The organism is Streptomyces sp. NPDC060198 (genome assembly GCF_042728415.1).
Classification (GTDB): Bacteria; Actinomycetota; Actinomycetes; order Streptomycetales; family Streptomycetaceae; genus Streptomyces.
In genome coordinates this window covers 1-16,663 of sequence record NZ_JBHWZJ010000148.1, presented here as the reverse complement: position 1 = coordinate 16,663, position 16,663 = coordinate 1, and the positions used below count along the sequence as shown (strand labels likewise).

The following is a 16,663-nucleotide window of genomic DNA, read 5'->3' as shown; positions in this document are numbered from 1 at the left end:
CGATCAGGTCGCGTACGGGCCCGGCGGCGTGAGCGGCGGGGATCAGCCGCCGTAGATCGACTCGATCTCGTGGGCGAAGTCCTTGGCGACCACGTTCCGCTTCAGCTTCAGCGAGGGCGTGATGTGCCCCGCCTCCTCGGTGAGCTGGGCGTCCAGGACACGGAACTTGCGCACCGACTCCGCCTTGGAGACCGCCGCGTTCCCGTCGTCCACCGCCCGCTGGATCTCCGCCAGCAGTTCGGGGTCCTCGCGCAGCGAGCGGGCCGTGGAACCGGCGGGCCTGCCGTGCTCGTCGGCCCAGCGGCCGAGGAACTCCTCGTCCAGCGTGACCAGCGCGCCGACGAACGGCCGCCCGTCGCCCACCACCATGCACTCGGCCACCAGGGCGTGGGCGCGAATGCGGTCCTCGATCACCGCGGGGGCGACGTTCTTGCCGCCCGCCGTCACGATGATCTCCTTCTTGCGGCCGGTGATCGCGAGATAGCCGTCCTCGTCCAGGGTGCCGATGTCACCGGTGTGGAACCAGCCGTCGGCCAGCGCCTCGGCGGTCGCCGCCTCGTTGCCCCAGTACCCCGTGAACAGGTGCTCGCCGTGCAGCAGGACCTCGCCGTCGTCGGCGATCCGCACCACGGAACCGGGCAGCGGCTGGCCGACCGTACCGATCTTCGGCCGGTCCCACGGGTTGAAGGCGGTGGCGGCGCAGCTCTCGGTGAGGCCGTAACCCTCCAGGACGGTGAAGCCGATGCCCCGGTAGAAGTGGCCGAGCCGCTCACCGAGCGGGGCGCCGCCGGAGATCGCGTACTCGCCGCGTCCGCCGAGGACCGCGCGGAGCTTGCCGTAGACGAGCTTGTCGAAGAGGCGGTGGCGCAGCTTCAGGCCGAGGGAGACGCCCTTCGGAGTGCTCAGCGCCTGGCTGTAGGCGATGGCCGTCGACGCCGCACGGTCGAAGATCCGGCCCTTGCCGTCGCCCTGCGCCTTGGCGCGGGCCGCGTTGTAGACCTTCTCGAAGACGCGCGGCACCCCGAGGATCAGCGTCGGCCGGAACGAGGCCAGTTCGTCGGTGAGGTTCTTGATGTCCGGTACGCAGCCGAGCTTGATCGGCGCCATCACGGCCGCCACCTCCACGAGCCGCCCGAAGACGTGCGCGGTGGGGAGGAAGAGCAGCACCGAGCACTCACCGGTACGGAAGAGGGGCTTGAGCCGCTCCACGATGTTGCCGCACTCCGCGAAGAAGCTGCGGTGGGTGAGCACGCAGCCCTTGGGGCGGCCGGTGGTCCCGGAGGTGTAGACGATGGTGGCCGGGTCGTCGGCCTTCGCCGCGGTCGTCCGCAGGTCCACGGTCTCCTCGGAGACCTCGGCGCCACCCGCGTTCAGCTCCTGGACCGCGCCCCGGTCGATCTGCCACACCTGCTTGAGCTCCGGCAGCCCTCCCCGGACGGAGGCGACCAACGCGGCGTGCGCGTCACTCTCGACGATCACCGCGGCGGCACCGGAGTCGCCCAGGATCCACTGGATCTGCTCGGGTGAACTGGTCTCGTACACCGGTACGGTCACGGCGCCCGCGGTCCAGATCGCGAAGTCGAGGAGCACCCACTCGAAGCGGGTGCGCGACATCAGGGCGACCCGGTCGCCGGGCTGCACGCCGGAGGCGATGAGGCCCTTGGCGGCGGTTCTGACCTCGGCCAGGAACTGGGTCGCGGTCACGTCGGTCCACACGCCGGCCACCTTGCGGCTCATCACCGCGGTGGCGGGATGCTGAGCGGCGTTGCGGCGGATGAGATCCGTCAGGTTGCCGTCCGTGGGGACCTCGTACAGGGCCGGAAGGCTGAACTCGCGCAAGACTGCTGCTCCTCATCGGGCTCCGGTGCCACGGCTCTGTGTGACGCACCGGAAGCGGTCCACGATTGGCAGGTGCTCAGTGGGGTGAGCACGACTGGACTGCCCGGACGTTACCCACCGGTAGTGCTTCCGGATAGAGGAGCAGGACAGATGTCTTATGCATCACATACAGAGGCCGCCGTTCCCGGAACCCTAGACCACCGCCCTCGGGACTCGGAAGTAACCGCAGGTCCGACGCCCTGTTCAGGCCACGGAGCCGTGGTTATGGTGATCACATGCGTGCAGGAGAAGAGCGGCCGGCGGCAGCCCCGGCGGCGGCAGGCCGCAGCGGCCGGACCCGCGTTCACGTGGTCAGCGACGTGCACGGCAACGCCGAGGCGCTGGCCCGCGCGGGCGACGGCGCGGACGCCCTGATCTGCCTCGGCGACCTGGTGCTCTTCCTCGACTACGCCGACCACTCGCGCGGCATCTTCCCCGACCTCTTCGGTGTGGAGAACGCGGACCGCATCGTGGCCCTGCGCACCGCACGCCGCTACGAGGAGGCCCGTGACTTCGGCCGCGAGCTGTGGGCGGGCCTGGACCGCAACGCCGCCATCCTCGGCGCGGTCCGCAAGCAGTACGCCGAGATGTTCGCGGCCATGCCGAACCCGACGTACGCCACGTACGGCAACGTCGACGTCCCCACCCTCTGGCCCGAGTACGCCGGACCCGGCACCACCGTCCTGGACGGCCAGCGCGTGGAGATCGGCGGCCGGGTCTTCGGATTCGTCGGCGGGGGACTCAAGACCCCGATGAACACCCCCTTCGAGATCAGCGACGAGGAGTACGCCGCGAAGCTGGAGGCGGTCGGCGAGGTCGACGTCCTCTGCACCCACATCCCGCCCGAGGTACCGGAACTCGTCTACGACACCGTCGCCCGCCGCTTCGAACGCGGCAGCCGCGCCCTGCTGGACGCGATCCGCCGCACCCGCCCCCGGTACGCCCTCTTCGGCCACGTCCACCAGCCCCTCGCCCGCCGGATGCGGATCGGCACGACCGAATGCGTCAACGTCGGCCACTTCGCCTCCACCGGCAGGCCGTGGGCGCTGGAGTGGTGAAAGCGCGTCGGGCCCCGCGAGGGACGCCCGCGCGGGGCGCCCACCCGCACGCGATAGCCTGCACCCGGCAGGCTCCTGCCGAGAACGGACCGGCACAGCGCATGGAGGGCCACGGCGATGGCTGAACACACCAGCTCGAGCATCACGATCGAGGCGGCACCGGCCGACGTGATGAGCGTGATCGCCGACTTCGCCCGCTACCCGGAATGGACCGGCGAGGTGAAGGAGACCGAGGTGCTGGCCACCGACGACCGGGGCCGCGCCGAGCAGGTTCGCCTGGTCCTCGATGCCGGAGCCATCAAGGACGACCACGTCCTCGCCTACACCTGGCACGGCGACCACGAGGTCAGCTGGAGCCTCGTCAAGTCCCAGATGCTCCGTGCGCTCGACGGCACGTACGCGCTGGAGCCCCTCGCCGGCGGCGAGCGCACCGAGGTCACCTACCGGCTCGCCGTCGACGTCAAGATCCCGCTGCTCGGCATGATCAAGCGCAAGGCGGAGAAGGTCATCATCGACCGCGCGCTGGCCGGTCTGAAGAAGCGCGTCGAGTCCGCCCCCCAGGGCTGACCCGGTGCGCACGGTCCTGGTCACCGGGCCCGGCGGCGCCGGCACCACCACGGTCGCGGCAGCCACGGCCCGGGCCTCCGCCCGGGCCGGCCGCCGCACCCTCCTGGTCACCCGTGACCATGTGCCCGGTGGCCTCGGCCTCCCGGACGACCCCGGGCCCGTCGCCGTGGACGACCTGCTGGACCACGCGCGGACCGACTCCGGCGCACACTTCCGCGCCGAACTCCTCGCCCTCCAGGAACGCGCCGCCACCGTCTTCGACCTCCTCGGCGCCGGCCGCATGGACGCCGAGGAGCTCACCGAACTCCCCGGCAGCGCCGAACTCGCGCTCCTGCACACCCTGCACCGGGCCGCCGCCGGCGACTGGTCCGAGGCCGGTTACGACACCCTCGTCGTCGCCATGCCGCCCCTGACCGACACCATCGCCCTGCTCGCCCTCCCCGCCCAGCTGCGCCGCTACCTGCGCAGACTGCTGCCCCAGGAGCGACAGGCCGCCCGCGCGCTGCGCCCGGTGCTGGCCCAGCTCGCCGGGGTACCGATGCCCGCGCAGTGGCTGTACGCCGCCGCCGCCCGCAAGGACGCCGAACTCGCCGAGGCCGAGGCGCTGATCGGGGACCGCTCGACCACGCTGCGGCTGGTCGCGGAGCCGGGGCCCGCCGCCGAGGACGCCCTGCGCGCCGCCCGTACCGGCTTCGCGCTGCACGGACTGCGCACCGACCTGCTGGTCGCCAACCGGGTGCTGCCGCGCCACTCCACCGACCCCTGGTTCGCCGGACTCGCCGCCCAGCAGGAGAAGAGCCTCGCCCGCTGGTACGAGGACCGGGCGCCGCGGACCGCCGCTCCCGGCGGTGAAGCCGCACCCTCCCGCGAGGCGCTGTACGAGGCCCCGCACCTCGGCCACGACCCGAGGGGGGCCGAGGACCTGGACCTGCTCGGCGTCCCCGCCCCCGACGACCGGCCGGCCGGCCGCGCCGACGACCCCTGGTGGACGGAACGGACAGCCCCCGACGGCCCCGACGGCCACGAGGGGTTCGTCTGGTGCCTGCCGCTGCCCGGAGCCGTCAAGTCCGGCCTGCGGCTCGTCCGCCGGGGCGACGAGATCCTCCTCGCCGTCGGCCCCTTCCGCCGCAGCGTGCGCCTGGAGTCCGCGCTCCGCCGCTGCACCGTGTCCGGGGCCGCGCTCCGGGACGGTGTGCTGCGCGTCCGCTTCACCCCCGACCCGTCGCTCTGGCCGCGTACGCCCTGAAGGCAGGATGGGCGCCCCCGGCCGCGCACTCCCTGAACGGACGACCTCCGTTCGGGTAACGTCGGTGGTACGTCATCCGCGTCGCAGGAGCCCGCCATGAGTGAAGCCACCGATCGTCCCGTCGACGGCGACGCGTGGGCCGACGCCTGCGCCGAGGACCTGGAGGCCGAGAAGGCCCGCCGCCGCGCCACCTACGGGCCGCCGCCCGCCTCCGCCGCCGAGGAACTGCGCAAGCTGGTCGACGCGGTGGCCGGCAAGCTCGGCTCGTTCTCCTCGCCGCTGCTCGGCACCGCCGCCCAGGGCGCGGTACGGCAGGTCGTCCAGCAGGCGAAGTCGGCGGTCGAACCGGTCATCGAGCGCAATCCGGAGATCTTCGACCATCTCGCCGCGGCGGGCAACGAGCTGCTGGCCGCCTACCGTTCCGCGGTCGAGAGCCAGGAGGGCCGCTGGACGCGGACCACCGAGGGCGCCCAGGGAGGAGCCCCCCGCCCCACCGACACGCCCGGACGGGCCGCCGACGACCCGTCCGACCCTCGGGACCGGCCCTCGGACGGGCCTTCGACAGGTGAACACATCGACCTGGACTGAGCCCTGGCCGGAAATTCCGGCTGCCTTCTCGGGTACGGTTGACCCAGCGGGGCTCGACCGGAACTGAGGGATTCATGGGACTCACCATCGGCGTCGATATCGGCGGCACGAAGATCGCGGCTGGAGTGGTCGACGAAGAGGGCCAGATCCTCTCGATGTTCAAAGTACCGACCCCGCCGACGGCCTCGGGCATCGTCGACGCCATCTGCTCGGCCGTGGACGGTGCGCGCGAGGGCCACACCATCGAGGCGGTCGGCATCGGCGCGGCCGGTTACGTCGACGACAAGCGAGCGACCGTACTCTTCGCGCCGAACATCGACTGGCGCCACGAGCCGCTCAAGGACGAGGTCGAACAGCGTGTCGGCCTCCCCGTCGTCGTCGAGAACGACGCGAACGCCGCGGCCTGGGGCGAGTACCGCTTCGGGGCGGGCAAGGGCCACGACGACGTCATCTGCATCACGCTCGGCACCGGTCTCGGTGGCGGCATCATCATCGGCAACAAGCTGCGGCGCGGACGCTTCGGCGTAGCGGCCGAATTCGGCCACATCCGGGTCGTCCCGGACGGTCTGCTGTGCGGCTGCGGCAGCCAGGGCTGCTGGGAGCAGTACGCCTCCGGCCGCGCCCTGGTGCGGTACGCCAAGCAGCGCGCCAACGCGACCCCGGAGAACGCCGCCGTCCTGCTGTCGCTCGGCGACGGCACGGTCGAGGGCATCGAGGGCAAGCACATCAGCGAGGCGGCCCGTCAGGGCGACGCGGTGGCCATCGACTCGTTCCGCGAGCTGGCCCGGTGGGCCGGCGCGGGCCTGGCCGACCTGGCCTCCCTCTTCGACCCGTCCGCCTTCATCGTCGGCGGCGGAGTCTCCGACGAGGGCGAGCTGGTCCTGGACCCGATCCGCAAGTCTTTCCGCCGCTGGCTGATCGGCGGCGAGTGGCGTCCGCACGCCCAGGTCCTCGCCGCCCAGCTCGGCGGCAAGGCCGGACTGGTCGGCGCCGCCGACCTGGCCCGCCAGGGCTGATCCACGGCGAACGATCCGAACGGACGCCCGTTGTGCCCCCCGGGGCACGGCGGGCGTCCGTCGTATCGTGGCCCGCATGGTTCTGACGCCGCTGCCCGACTCCCGTACCGAGGACGACGGATCGGCCGTCGTCCGCGTCCTCAGCTACAACATCCGCTCGATGCGCGACGACCTCGCCGCACTGGCCCGCGTCATCCGCGCCTGCGCCCCCGACCTGGTGTTCGTCCAGGAGGCGCCGCGCTTCTTCCGCTGGCGCAAGGCCGCCGCCCGGCTCGCCGCCGCGACCGACCTGGTCGTCCTCTCCGGCGGTGCCACCGCCGCCGGCCCCCTGCTGCTCTGCTCCCTGCGCGCCACCGTCGAACGCACCGAGGACGTCCTGCTGCCGCGTACCCCCGGGCTGCACCGCAGAGGGTTCGCCACGGCCGTGGTCCGGATCGCCGGGACCCGGCTCGGCGTCGTCGGCTGCCATCTGAGCCTGCGGGCGGACGAACGCCTCGCCCAGGCGAGGGCGCTGCTGGAGCGGGTGGAGGCGATGGGTACGGAGCACACGGTGGTGGGCGGCGACCTCAACGACGTACCGCCGGGAGGCGCGTTCCGGTTGCTCGCGGGGCGGCTCCAGGACGCCCGTGAGGTCCGGCCCTGGGGAGGGGAGCACACCTTCCCGTCCGACGGGCCGGTGCGCCGCGTCGACGCCGTACTCGCCACCGACGGCATCGAGGTCCTCGGCTGCGGGGTCCCGGCAGGGCTGCCCGGCGTGGACGACTTCGATCTGCGGGCGGCCTCGGACCACCTGCCGGTCCTGGCCGCCCTCCGGGTGCCCGCGGGGCACGGCGGTTCTCCGGCCCGAGCGGCCCGGCGGTGACGGTCGGGCGGCCCCTGCGACGGTCGGGCGGCGCGGCGGTGACGGGGCCGGGCGGCGCCCCCGGACCCGGTGCTGCCGGTCGGGAAGGCGGCCCCGGTCGCCCGGCCGGTCCGCCGGCTCAGACGACGGCGCCGTGCCCCGGGTCGCCCAGGTCCTCGTCGTCGTCGTGAGGCATCCGGGCCACCAGCGTCGCGCAGCCGCCGAGGAACCCGCCGATGCACACGGTCGTCAGCCACCAGGTCATCTCCCAGCCCAGCAGCACCGCGAGCAGCATCAGCACCGGCGAGCCGACTACCCCGAGCCAGGCGAACTTCGACGTGGCGTCGGCTTCCGGGAGCGGCGGCGGCTCCGGCGGCACGAAGTGCCCCTCGGTGTCGCCGTCCTCGGCTCCCTCGTCGGGAACCTCGTCCGGCAGCACGTGATCGCGGGGACCGCCGACTCCGGGGGCGAAGACCACGGAACTGCCCAGCCCGCTCTTGCCGTTGCCCTTGTCCGCCGGGGGTGCGGGCCGGTCCTCGTCGTCCGTCACGTTGATCAGGTCCTCGTCGGGCAGGGCGAGGTCCTTCACCGGCTTGAAGGGTTTGGCGCCCGGCGGGTCCGGCGGCTCCTCGCCGTAACCCGCCACGATCGCCGCCCACGCGGCGTCCTCGTCCAGCGGGCGCACCTCGTCCGGGCCCGCCCCGGCCGGCGCGGCCTCCTCGTCCGTGCTGCCGGGAATCCCGGGAGCGGCGGTCTGCCCCTCCATCTGCGGCGGTTCGCGCTCCTCGTCACTGCCCGTGCGATCCGCGTCCTGCTCAGCCACCGGACGTACTCCCCTTCTCCGCGACGCCGGATGCGAGACGGGCGAGGAACCGGTGGCTCTCGTCGAAGATCCGCTCCGCGTCATGGTCCAACGTCGCGACGTGGTAACTCTGTTCCAGCAGCACCTCCTCGACGTCCCGCGAGGACACGCGGCTGAGGACGCGGGCGGTGTCGGCGGGCGGCACCACGTGGTCCTGAGAGCTGTGCAGCAGCAGCAACGGCTGTGTCACCTGCGGGAGTTCGGTGTCGACGATCCGCAGGAACCGGCGCAGCGAGTGGGCACAGTGCAGCGGGACCCGGTCGTAACCCACCTCGTGCCCGCCCTCCAGCGCGATGTCCCCGGCCAGGCCCTTCGTCGTACGGACGAGGTGGCGGGCGACCGGCAGCGCGTACGCGGACAGGCCGTGCACCTTGTTCGCCGGGTTGACCAGCACCAGACCGGCGACCGCGTCGCCGTGCCGCGCGGCGAGCCGCAGCGCCAGCGCCCCGCCCATGGAGAGGCCGAAGACGAAGACCCGCGCACACCTCTCGCGCAGGACGCGCAACTCCCGGTCCACCTCGGCGTACCAGTCCTGCCAGCCGGTGACGGCCATGTCCTCCCAGCGGGTTCCGTGGCCCGGCAGCAGCGGCAGCGACACGGTGTACCCGCGCGCGGCCAGGTAGTCGGCCCACGGGCGCAGTGACTGGGGCGATCCGGTGAAGCCATGACAGAGAAGGACGCCGACCTCTCCGCCCTCGTGGCGGAACGGCTCGGCTCCAGGGAGAACCGGCACCGGTGACTCCTGTTCGTGAGACTGGGCTCGGGCGGGGGAGTGCGTGGGGGCTTGCGAGGGGGCGTTCGGGGCACCCGCGAGAAGAATGACTTCACCGTACGCGACCGGGCCGACACCGACCAGGGCCGTCGCGCCACCGGCACGGGGCAGCGCCCCGCACCGTGCGACAACGGCGGTCCGCCCGCGGGTAGGGTCGGTGACACAGGACACAGGAGGCACCCGAGTTGATCTACGGCGCGATGCACTTCTCCCTCGGGGGATCCCTGAAGCTCGCCTTCAGGCCGTGGGTCGAGGGCCTGGAGAACATCCCCCTCACCGGTCCGGCGATCCTCGCGAGCAACCATCTGTCCTTCTCCGACTCCTTCTTCCTGCCGGCCGTGCTGGACCGCAAGGTCACCTTCATCGCCAAGGCCGAGTACTTCACCGCGCCCGGAGTGAAGGGCAAGCTCACCGCGGCCTTCTTCAAGGGCGTCGGCCAGCTGCCCGTCGACCGCTCCGGAGCCAGGGGCGCCGGCGAGGCCGCGATCCGGGCGGGCATCAAAGTGGTCGAGGACGGCGGGCTCTTCGGCATCTACCCCGAGGGCACCCGCTCGCCGGACGGCCGCCTCTACCGCGGCAAGCCCGGCGGACTCGCCAGGGTGGCGCTGGCCACCGGCGCCCCGGTCGTCCCGGTCGCGATGATCGGCACGGAGAAGATCCAGCCGCCCGGCCAGGTGATCCCCAAGCTGCTGCGTCCCGGCATCCGGATCGGCGAGCCGCTGGACTTCTCCCGCTACCAGGGCATGGAGGGCGACCGGTTCATCCTGCGTTCGCTGACGGACGAGGTCATGTACGAGATCATGAGGCTCTCCGGTCAGGAGTACGTGGACGTCTACGCGACGGCCGCCAAGCGCCGGATCGCGGACGAGGCCAAAGCGGCGGCCCAGGAACAGAAGCAGGCCGCACAGGAACACAGACGGGCCGCGCTGGAGCAGAAGCAGGCGGCGCGGGACGACAGGCAGCGTTCGACGGCGCGACCGCCCGCACCGTAGCGTGCGGTCGCGGGCGGCGGTGAGCCTGTCGCCCGCGCGCGGCAGGGGCCCGCGGCAGCGGCGGAGAAGGAGGGGTCCGGCCGACGGGGGCGCGGACCACGGGGGCGGGGGAGATGGCCGGACACGAGCGGGTCGTACGGATGTCGGTCGAGCAGCCGCTGTGGCGCGCGCTCACCGGGTACCGGGTGCTGACGACGGTCTACGCCCTGACGCTGGCCGTGATAGGCCGTACGGAGTTCGAACGGCCCGCGGTCGCTTTCGGGTTCCTCGCCGTGATGGCGGTGTGGACGCTGCTCACCCTGCCGCGGGTCGCCAACGCGGCCAGCTGCACACGGCCGTTCCTCGGCGCGGATCTGGTGGTGGCGCTCACCGGCATCCTGCTCACCCCCGTCGCCGACCTCGACGCCCAGCACCTCGACGGCTCGACCCTGCCGTCGATCTGGACCGCCGGAGCGGTGCTGGCCTTCGCGCTGAAGGGCGGCTGGCGGTGGGCGGCCTTCGCGTCCACCCTCGTCGCGGTCGCCAACATCGTCGAGCGCGGCGAGCCCAGCCGGGACACCTTCCACAACGTCCTGCTGGTCTGGGTCGCCTCCATAGCGATCGGCTACGTCGTCGAGGTCGCCCGGGCCAGTGAGCGCACCCTCGCCCGGGCCCTGGAGATCGAGGCCGCGACCCGCGAGCGGGAGCGGCTGGCCCGTGACATCCACGACAGCGTCCTCCAGGTCCTCGCGATGGTCCAGCGCCGGGGCAACGCCCTCGGTGGCGAGGCGGCCGAACTGGGCAGGATGGCCGGGGAGCAGGAGATCGCCCTGCGTACCCTCGTCTCCAGCGGCCTGCTGCCCACCACCCGGGTCTCCGAGGACGCCTCGCTCGGCGCAGTCGTCCGCACGACCGCCCCGGAGGAACCGTCCGACGACGCCCCCGGCATCGATCTGCGGACCCTGCTCGCCCCGCACGCGGGCTCCCGGGTCAGCTTCGCGGAGCCCGGCGCCCCGGTCCTGATGCCGTCCGCCGCGGCGAGGGAGCTGGCCGCCGCCACCGGCGCCGCCCTGGACAACGTGCGCGCGCACGCCGGGGACGGCGCGCAGGCGTGGATCCTGGTCGAGGACGAACCCGGCGAGGTGGTCGTCACGGTCCGGGACGACGGACCGGGCATCCCGGAAGGACGGCTTGCCCAGGCCGAGGGCGAGGGCAGGCTCGGCGTGGCCCTCTCCATACGCGGGCGGCTGCGCGATCTGGGCGGCACGGCAGAGGTGATCTCGGTACCCGGCCAGGGCACCGAGGTCGAGTTGAAGGTTCCGAAGGTCCCACGGGGGAAGGCAGGATCGATCCGATGAGTACACCTACAGCACCGGGCGCACCGGACACGGCGGGCGCGCCGGGGCCCCGGCCGCAGACGCACGCCGACGGCACGGTCATCAGGGTCATGGTGGTGGACGACCACCCGATGTGGCGCGACGCCGTCGCCCGCGACCTCGCCGAGTCCGGCTTCGACGTCGTCGCGACCGCCGGCGACGGCCCGCAGGCCGTCCGCCGGGCCCAGGCGGTCCGGCCCGACGTCCTCGTGCTGGACCTGAACCTCCCGGGTCTGCCCGGTGTCCAGGTCTGCAAGGAGCTGGTGGCGCACCACCCCGCCCTGCGGGTGCTGGTGCTCTCCGCCAGCGGGGAGCACGCCGACGTGCTGGAGGCGGTGAAGTCCGGGGCCACCGGCTATCTGCTCAAGTCCGCCAGCACCCAGGAGCTGATCGAGGCGGTCCGTTCCACCGCGGTCGGCGACCCCGTCTTCACCCCCGGGCTGGCCGGGCTCGTCCTCGGCGAGTACCGCAGGCTCGCCTCCGATCCGGCCCCGACGGCCCCCGACGATCCGAAGGCGCCGCGCCTGACCGACCGGGAGACCGAGGTGCTCCGGCTGGTCGCCAAGGGACTGTCGTACAAACAGATCGCGGAGCGTCTGGTGATCTCGCACCGCACGGTCCAGAACCACGTCCAGAACACCCTCGGCAAGCTCCAGCTGCACAACCGGGTGGAGCTGGTCCGGTACGCCATCGAGCGGGGCCTGGACGACGTCTGAGCGGAGCCCGGTGCCCCGGCCGCCGAGCGGCGCACCCGGGGCCCGGGCCGTATATTCGCGGTGACCGGAGCATGTGCCGTACCGCAGCACCAACGGGAGACGTCGTGGAAATCCTGGCATTCGGTGTGCAGGCCGACGAGAAGCCCCTGATCGAGAAGGCGTTCGCCGGGAAGCACGAGGTCCGCTGCCTGGAGGTGTTCCTCACCCCGGACACGGCGGCCATCGCTGCGGGGTACGAGGTCATCTCCACCAGCGTCAACGCGGATCTCGGCGCCAAGGTCCTCGAAACCCTGGCGGCGGGCGGCACGCGGATGATCGCCCAGCGCTCCACCGGCTTCAACAACATCGACCTGGACGTCGCCGGCAGCCTCGGAATGCGCGTCGCCCGGGTCTCGTACTACTCGCCCCACTCCGTCGCCGAGTTCGCCTGGACCCTGGCGATGGCCGTGAACCGCAAGGTCATCCGCGCGGCGACCCGGACCCGCGACTTCGACTTCCGGCTCGCCGGACTCCTCGGCCGGGACATGCACGGCCGGACGGCGGGCGTGATCGGCACCGGCAAGATCGGCGAGGCGTTCACCCGGATCGCCCACGGTTTCGGCATGAACCTGCTCGGCTGGGACGTCGCCGAGAACCCCGCCTGCGTGGAACTGGGCATGCGGTACGTCGAGAAGGACCAGCTCTTCGCCGAGGCCGACCTCGTCAGCCTGCACGTCCCCCTGCTGCCCGCGACCCACCACCTCATCGACCAGCGGGCCATGGTGCTGATGAAGCGCGACGCGATCCTCGTCAACTCCAGCCGCGGCGGACTGGTCGACACCCGCGCGCTGGTCACCGAACTCCGCTCGGGCCACTTCCTGGGCGTCGGCCTCGACGTGTACGAGGAGGAGGCCGGGCTGTTCTTCCTGGACAAGTCGCTGGAGGGCATCGACGACGACACCCTCGCCCGGCTGCTGACCTTCCCGAACGTCCTGGTCACCTCCCACCAGGCGTACTACACCGAGGACGCCGTCGGGCAGATCATCGACGCCACCGCCGCCAACGTGGACGACTACCTCTCCGGACGCCGCGGCGACAACGTCCTGGTGCCGGCGGCCCCGGAGGGGTGAGCGGGCCGTGGGAGCCGGTGCCCGTGCGGGGTACCGGCTCCCGGGCGTTCAGCCGCGTACGGGCAGCCCCGCCAGCAGTTCGGTGACGATCGCCGAGCCCCGCAGCGTCAGCACCGACTCGGGGTGGAACTGCACCGAGGCGAACCCGTCGCCGCGCAGCGCGTGGAGCTCGCCGGTGGCTCCGTCCCGGCTCACCTCGATGCCGTGCGCGCCCAGCTCGGCGGCGGCCGCGTCGTCGCACCGCGCCGCGAAGCTGTTGTAGAACCCCACGGTCTCCGGCCGGCCGAACAGCTCGATCCGCGTCTGCGCCCCCTGATGGGGCTCCGCCTTGCGCACCACATCGAGGCCCAGCTCCGCCGCGATCAGCTCATGGCCCAGGCACACGCCCAGCAGCCCGTCGCGGTGGTCGCGCACCAGCTCGGCCGCGACCGAGCGCAGCAGCAGCATCTTGGCGTCGTGGGCATCGCCCGGGTCGCCCGGCCCGGGGCCCAGCACCACCGGCCCCCGGTGCGCCCGGACGGTCTCCCGCAGCCCGGGCGCGTCGAACCGGAGGACCGACACGTCGAGCCCCGAGGCGCGCAGCAGATGCGCCAGCATCGAGGTGAAGGTGTCCTCTCCGTCCACCACCAGCGCGTGGCCCGACATCGCCGGGGTCCGCTCCTGCATCCGCAGCCAGAACGGCGCCAGCCCGCCCCGCCGGTCGTCCAGCGCGGACCGCACCCGGGAGTCGTCGGCCAGCCGGGGTCCGGTCCGCTCCTCGTGCCGTCGGCCCGGCCGCGCCCCGAGAGCCGCCAGCACCCCCGCCGCCTTGGCGTGGGTCTCGGCGACCTCGCCGTCCGGGTCCGAGTGGCGTACGAGCGTGGCGCCCACGCCCACCGCGAGGGTGCCGTCGGCCGCGATGTCGGCGGTACGGATCAGGATCGGCGAATCGAGGGTCTGGGCGCCGTTCGCGTCCTGGCGCAGCAGAGCCAGCGCTCCGCTGTAGTAGCCGCGCCCGGTGGATTCGTACCGCCGGATCACCCGGCACGCGTTCTGCACCGGGGAGCCGGTGACGGTCGCCGCGAACATGGTCTCCTTCAGCACCTCGCGCACGTCCAGCGTCGACTTGCCGCGCAGCTCGTACTCGGTGTGCGCGAGATGGGCCATCTCCTTCAGCCGGGGGCCGACCACCACCCCGCCCATGTCGCCGACCGTGCACATCATCTTCAGCTCCTCGTCGACCACCATGGAGAGCTCCTCGGTCTCCTTGCGGTCGCCGAGGAAGTCCAGCAGGCTCTCGACGGTCGGGCCCTGCGCCGGGTAGCGGTACGTCCCGCTGATGGGGTTCATCACCACCGTGCCGCCCGACATCCGGACGTGGACCTCGGGGCTCGCGCCCACCAGGGTCCGCCCCTCGGGGCCGCCGGTGTGCACCACGAACGTCCAGTACGCGCCGCGTTCGCCCTCCAGCAGTCTGCGGAAGAGCGCCAGCGCGTCCGCCCGGCCGTAGCCGGGGATCTCGCCCCGGAAGGTGCGCCGGATCACGAAGTTCGCACCCTCGCCCTGCCCGATCTCGTCCTCGATCACCCGGCGGACGATCCCCGCGTACTCCTCGTCCGGCACGTCGAAGGCGCCGCCCGTCACCCGTACCCCGTGCGGGGGCAGCGCCGCGAGCACCTCGGTCAGCGGCAGCGCGTACGCCTCGTCGGCGACCAGCACCGCGAGCGGCGTCCCGTCGTTCCTCGCGTCGAAGCCGCGCTCGGCGATCTGCCGGTAGGGCACCAGGGCCAGGGAGGGGAGCTCGCCCACCGGCAGGTCGGCGAGGCGCGCCACCTGACGGACCTCGCCGGTCAGCACCTCCACGGTGTCGTGGTCATGACCGGGCGTGCGGCGGCGCAGCAGGGCGAAGGGCGGTGCGTCGTCCTGGAGGAGGCGGTGGACGAGAGAGGCGGCGCGGTGCGGCATGAGGTTCCTTCCAAGGGGTTTCCCGGGGGAGAGGAACGGCTCCGCGAAAACGGAAAAAGGCCGCCCCTCGGGGCGGCCTTCGCGAGATGTTCAGCGCGAACTGTCAGCGGGCCGCCGTCGAGCGGGCCACCACCAGTTCTGGGTCGTGTGCGTGAACATGGGGCGATCCTAGCGCCACCCGGGGCCGTGCGGACAACCCCCGCGACCACCGCGTGCCGTGCCGGAGGCGATCTCGACCCCCGCCCGCCATGCGAGCGAGCGTCTCAACTATTGAGCGGCCCGAATGGGTGCGTCCCGTGACCACGTAGGGTGGTGGCCGTGACCGTGAACGCCAATACCTCCGTCGCCGGTGGCAACACCTGGCGAGACCTTCCCGCGGCGCAGCAGCCCGAGTACCCCGACTCCGAGGCGCTGCGCGATGTACTCGCGGACCTCGCGTCGTATCCGCCGCTCGTCTTCGCCGGCGAGTGCGACCAGCTGCGCGCCCGCATGGGAGCCGTCGCCAAGGGCGAGGCGTTCCTGCTGCAGGGCGGCGACTGCGCCGAGGCCTTCGACGCCGTGTCCGCCGACCACATCCGGGCCAAGCTGAAGACGCTGCTCCAGATGAGCGCCGTCCTGACCTACGCGGCGGCCGTCCCGGTCGTCAAGGTGGGCCGGATCGCCGGGCAGTACTCCAAGCCGCGCTCCAAGCCGACCGAGACCCGCGACGGCGTCACCCTGCCGACCTACCGCGGCGACTCCGTCAACGGCTTCGAATTCACCGAGGCCGCGCGCATCCCGGACCCCGAGCGCCTGAAGCAGATGTACCACGCGTCCGCTTCGACGCTGAACCTCGTGCGGGCCTTCACCACCGGCGGCTACGCCGACCTGCGCCAGGTGCACGCCTGGAACCAGGACTTCGTGCGGTCGTCGCCCTCCGGGCAGCGCTACGAGGCGCTGGCCCGCGAGATCGACAACGCCATGAACTTCATGAAGGCCTGCGGCACCGACCCGGCCGAGTTCAAGGCGGTCGAGTTCTACTCCTCGCACGAGGCCCTGCTGCTGGACTACGAGACGGCGCTGACCCGCACCGACTCGCGCACCGGCGAGCTCTACAACACCTCCGGCCACATGGTCTGGGTCGGTGAGCGCACCCGCCAGATGGACGGCGCCCACATCGAGTTCGCCTCGAAGATCCGCAACCCGATCGGCATCAAGCTCGGCCCGACGACCTCCGTCGACGACGCGCTCGGCTACATCGACCGCCTGGACCCCGAGCGCGAGCCCGGCCGGCTGACCTTCGTCGTCCGCATGGGCGCCGACAAGGTCCGCGACAAGCTGCCCGAGCTGGTCGAGAAGGTCACCGCCTCCGGCGCGGTCGTCGCCTGGGTCACCGACCCGATGCACGGCAACACCTTCGAGGCCGCCTCCGGCCACAAGACCCGCCGCTTCGACGACGTCCTGGACGAGGTCAAGGGCTTCTTCGAGGTGCACAAGGGCCTGGGCACCCACCCGGGCGGCATCCACGTCGAACTCACCGGTGACGACGTCACCGAGTGCGTCGGCGGCGGCCACGAGATCCTCGTGGACGACCTGCACCAGCGTTACGAGACCGCCTGCGACCCGCGGCTCAACCGCAGCCAGTCGCTCGACCTGGCCTTCCTCGTCGCGGAGATGTACCGCGACCAGTAAGTCCGGCAAGATCGCGGACGCGACCGTGGGGCACGGATCCATGTGATC

15 protein-coding genes are annotated in these 16,663 nt (G+C 72.5%); 11 read left to right on the top strand and 4 right to left on the bottom strand.

All coding sequences use genetic code 11. The annotated features are described in order from the left end of the window. Positions 1–42: 42 nt before the first annotated feature. The gene (locus ACFWEP_RS19215) at positions 43–1,839 is read right to left on the bottom strand and encodes an AMP-dependent synthetase/ligase (protein ID WP_387371485.1); all 1,797 of its coding nucleotides are present in this window, start codon (positions 1,837–1,839) and stop codon (positions 43–45) included. Between the two features lie 275 nt (positions 1,840–2,114). On the opposite strand from ACFWEP_RS19215, the gene ACFWEP_RS19210 reads away from it, so the two are divergent. The 6 genes from ACFWEP_RS19210 (at position 2,115) to ACFWEP_RS19185 (ending at position 7,215) form a co-directional block, all read left to right on the top strand. After that, positions 2,115–2,936 (top strand): metallophosphoesterase, encoded by an 822-nt coding sequence (locus ACFWEP_RS19210; protein ID WP_387371484.1) that lies wholly within the window; start codon positions 2,115–2,117, stop codon positions 2,934–2,936. Between the two features lie 117 nt (positions 2,937–3,053). Then, positions 3,054–3,503, top strand: a complete 450-nt coding sequence (locus ACFWEP_RS19205; protein WP_387371483.1) for an SRPBCC family protein — start codon at positions 3,054–3,056, stop codon at positions 3,501–3,503. A gap of 4 nt (positions 3,504–3,507) precedes the next feature. Continuing rightward, positions 3,508–4,749, top strand: a complete 1,242-nt coding sequence (locus ACFWEP_RS19200) for an ArsA family ATPase (RefSeq protein ID WP_387371482.1) — start codon at positions 3,508–3,510, stop codon at positions 4,747–4,749. 96 nt (positions 4,750–4,845) lie between these two features. After that, positions 4,846–5,337: a DUF5304 domain-containing protein gene (locus ACFWEP_RS19195; protein WP_387371481.1), complete on the top strand. Its 492-nt coding sequence runs from the start codon at positions 4,846–4,848 to the stop codon at positions 5,335–5,337. Between the two features lie 74 nt (positions 5,338–5,411). Next, entirely contained in the window at positions 5,412–6,353 is a 942-nt protein-coding gene (locus tag ACFWEP_RS19190) for an ROK family glucokinase (protein ID WP_266703447.1), read from the top strand. 76 nt (positions 6,354–6,429) lie between these two features. Continuing rightward, on the top strand, positions 6,430–7,215 hold the full coding sequence (locus ACFWEP_RS19185) for an endonuclease/exonuclease/phosphatase family protein (protein WP_387371480.1): 786 nt from the start codon (positions 6,430–6,432) through the stop codon (positions 7,213–7,215). A gap of 118 nt (positions 7,216–7,333) precedes the next feature. Here the strand turns inward: ACFWEP_RS19185 and ACFWEP_RS19180 are convergent, their stop codons facing one another. Continuing rightward, on the bottom strand, positions 7,334–8,017 hold the full coding sequence (locus ACFWEP_RS19180; RefSeq protein WP_387371479.1) for a hypothetical protein: 684 nt from the start codon (positions 8,015–8,017) through the stop codon (positions 7,334–7,336). Next, the gene (locus tag ACFWEP_RS19175; protein ID WP_387371478.1) at positions 8,010–8,789 is read right to left on the bottom strand and encodes an alpha/beta hydrolase; all 780 of its coding nucleotides are present in this window, start codon (positions 8,787–8,789) and stop codon (positions 8,010–8,012) included. The genes ACFWEP_RS19180 and ACFWEP_RS19175 overlap by 8 nt, the downstream gene beginning before the upstream one ends. 224 nt (positions 8,790–9,013) lie before the next feature. Between ACFWEP_RS19175 and ACFWEP_RS19170 the strand changes: the two genes are divergently transcribed. From ACFWEP_RS19170 to ACFWEP_RS19155, 4 genes are all read left to right on the top strand, one after another. Next, complete coding sequence (locus tag ACFWEP_RS19170) at positions 9,014–9,820, top strand: lysophospholipid acyltransferase family protein (RefSeq protein ID WP_387371477.1); 807 nt, start codon at positions 9,014–9,016, stop codon at positions 9,818–9,820. Positions 9,821–9,933: 113 nt separating this feature from the next. After that, the gene (macS, locus tag ACFWEP_RS19165; protein ID WP_387371476.1) at positions 9,934–11,157 is read left to right on the top strand and encodes a MacS family sensor histidine kinase; all 1,224 of its coding nucleotides are present in this window, start codon (positions 9,934–9,936) and stop codon (positions 11,155–11,157) included. An 89-nt stretch (positions 11,158–11,246) separates the two neighbouring features. Next, entirely contained in the window at positions 11,247–11,891 is a 645-nt protein-coding gene (locus ACFWEP_RS19160) for a response regulator (protein WP_387371487.1), read from the top strand. 104 nt (positions 11,892–11,995) lie between these two features. Continuing rightward, positions 11,996–13,000, top strand: a complete 1,005-nt coding sequence (locus ACFWEP_RS19155; protein ID WP_387371475.1) for a 2-hydroxyacid dehydrogenase — start codon at positions 11,996–11,998, stop codon at positions 12,998–13,000. A gap of 48 nt (positions 13,001–13,048) precedes the next feature. Here ACFWEP_RS19155 and ACFWEP_RS19150 read toward each other — a convergent pair whose 3' ends face one another. Then, positions 13,049–14,944 carry an anthranilate synthase family protein gene (locus ACFWEP_RS19150; protein WP_387371474.1) on the bottom strand — a complete coding sequence of 632 codons (1,896 nt, stop codon included), beginning with the start codon at positions 14,942–14,944 and terminating at the stop codon, positions 13,049–13,051. A 324-nt stretch (positions 14,945–15,268) separates the two neighbouring features. Between ACFWEP_RS19150 and ACFWEP_RS19145 the strand changes: the two genes are divergently transcribed. Further along, the gene (locus ACFWEP_RS19145) at positions 15,269–16,615 is read left to right on the top strand and encodes a class II 3-deoxy-7-phosphoheptulonate synthase (RefSeq protein ID WP_387371486.1); all 1,347 of its coding nucleotides are present in this window, start codon (positions 15,269–15,271) and stop codon (positions 16,613–16,615) included. Positions 16,616–16,663 lie beyond the last annotated feature (48 nt).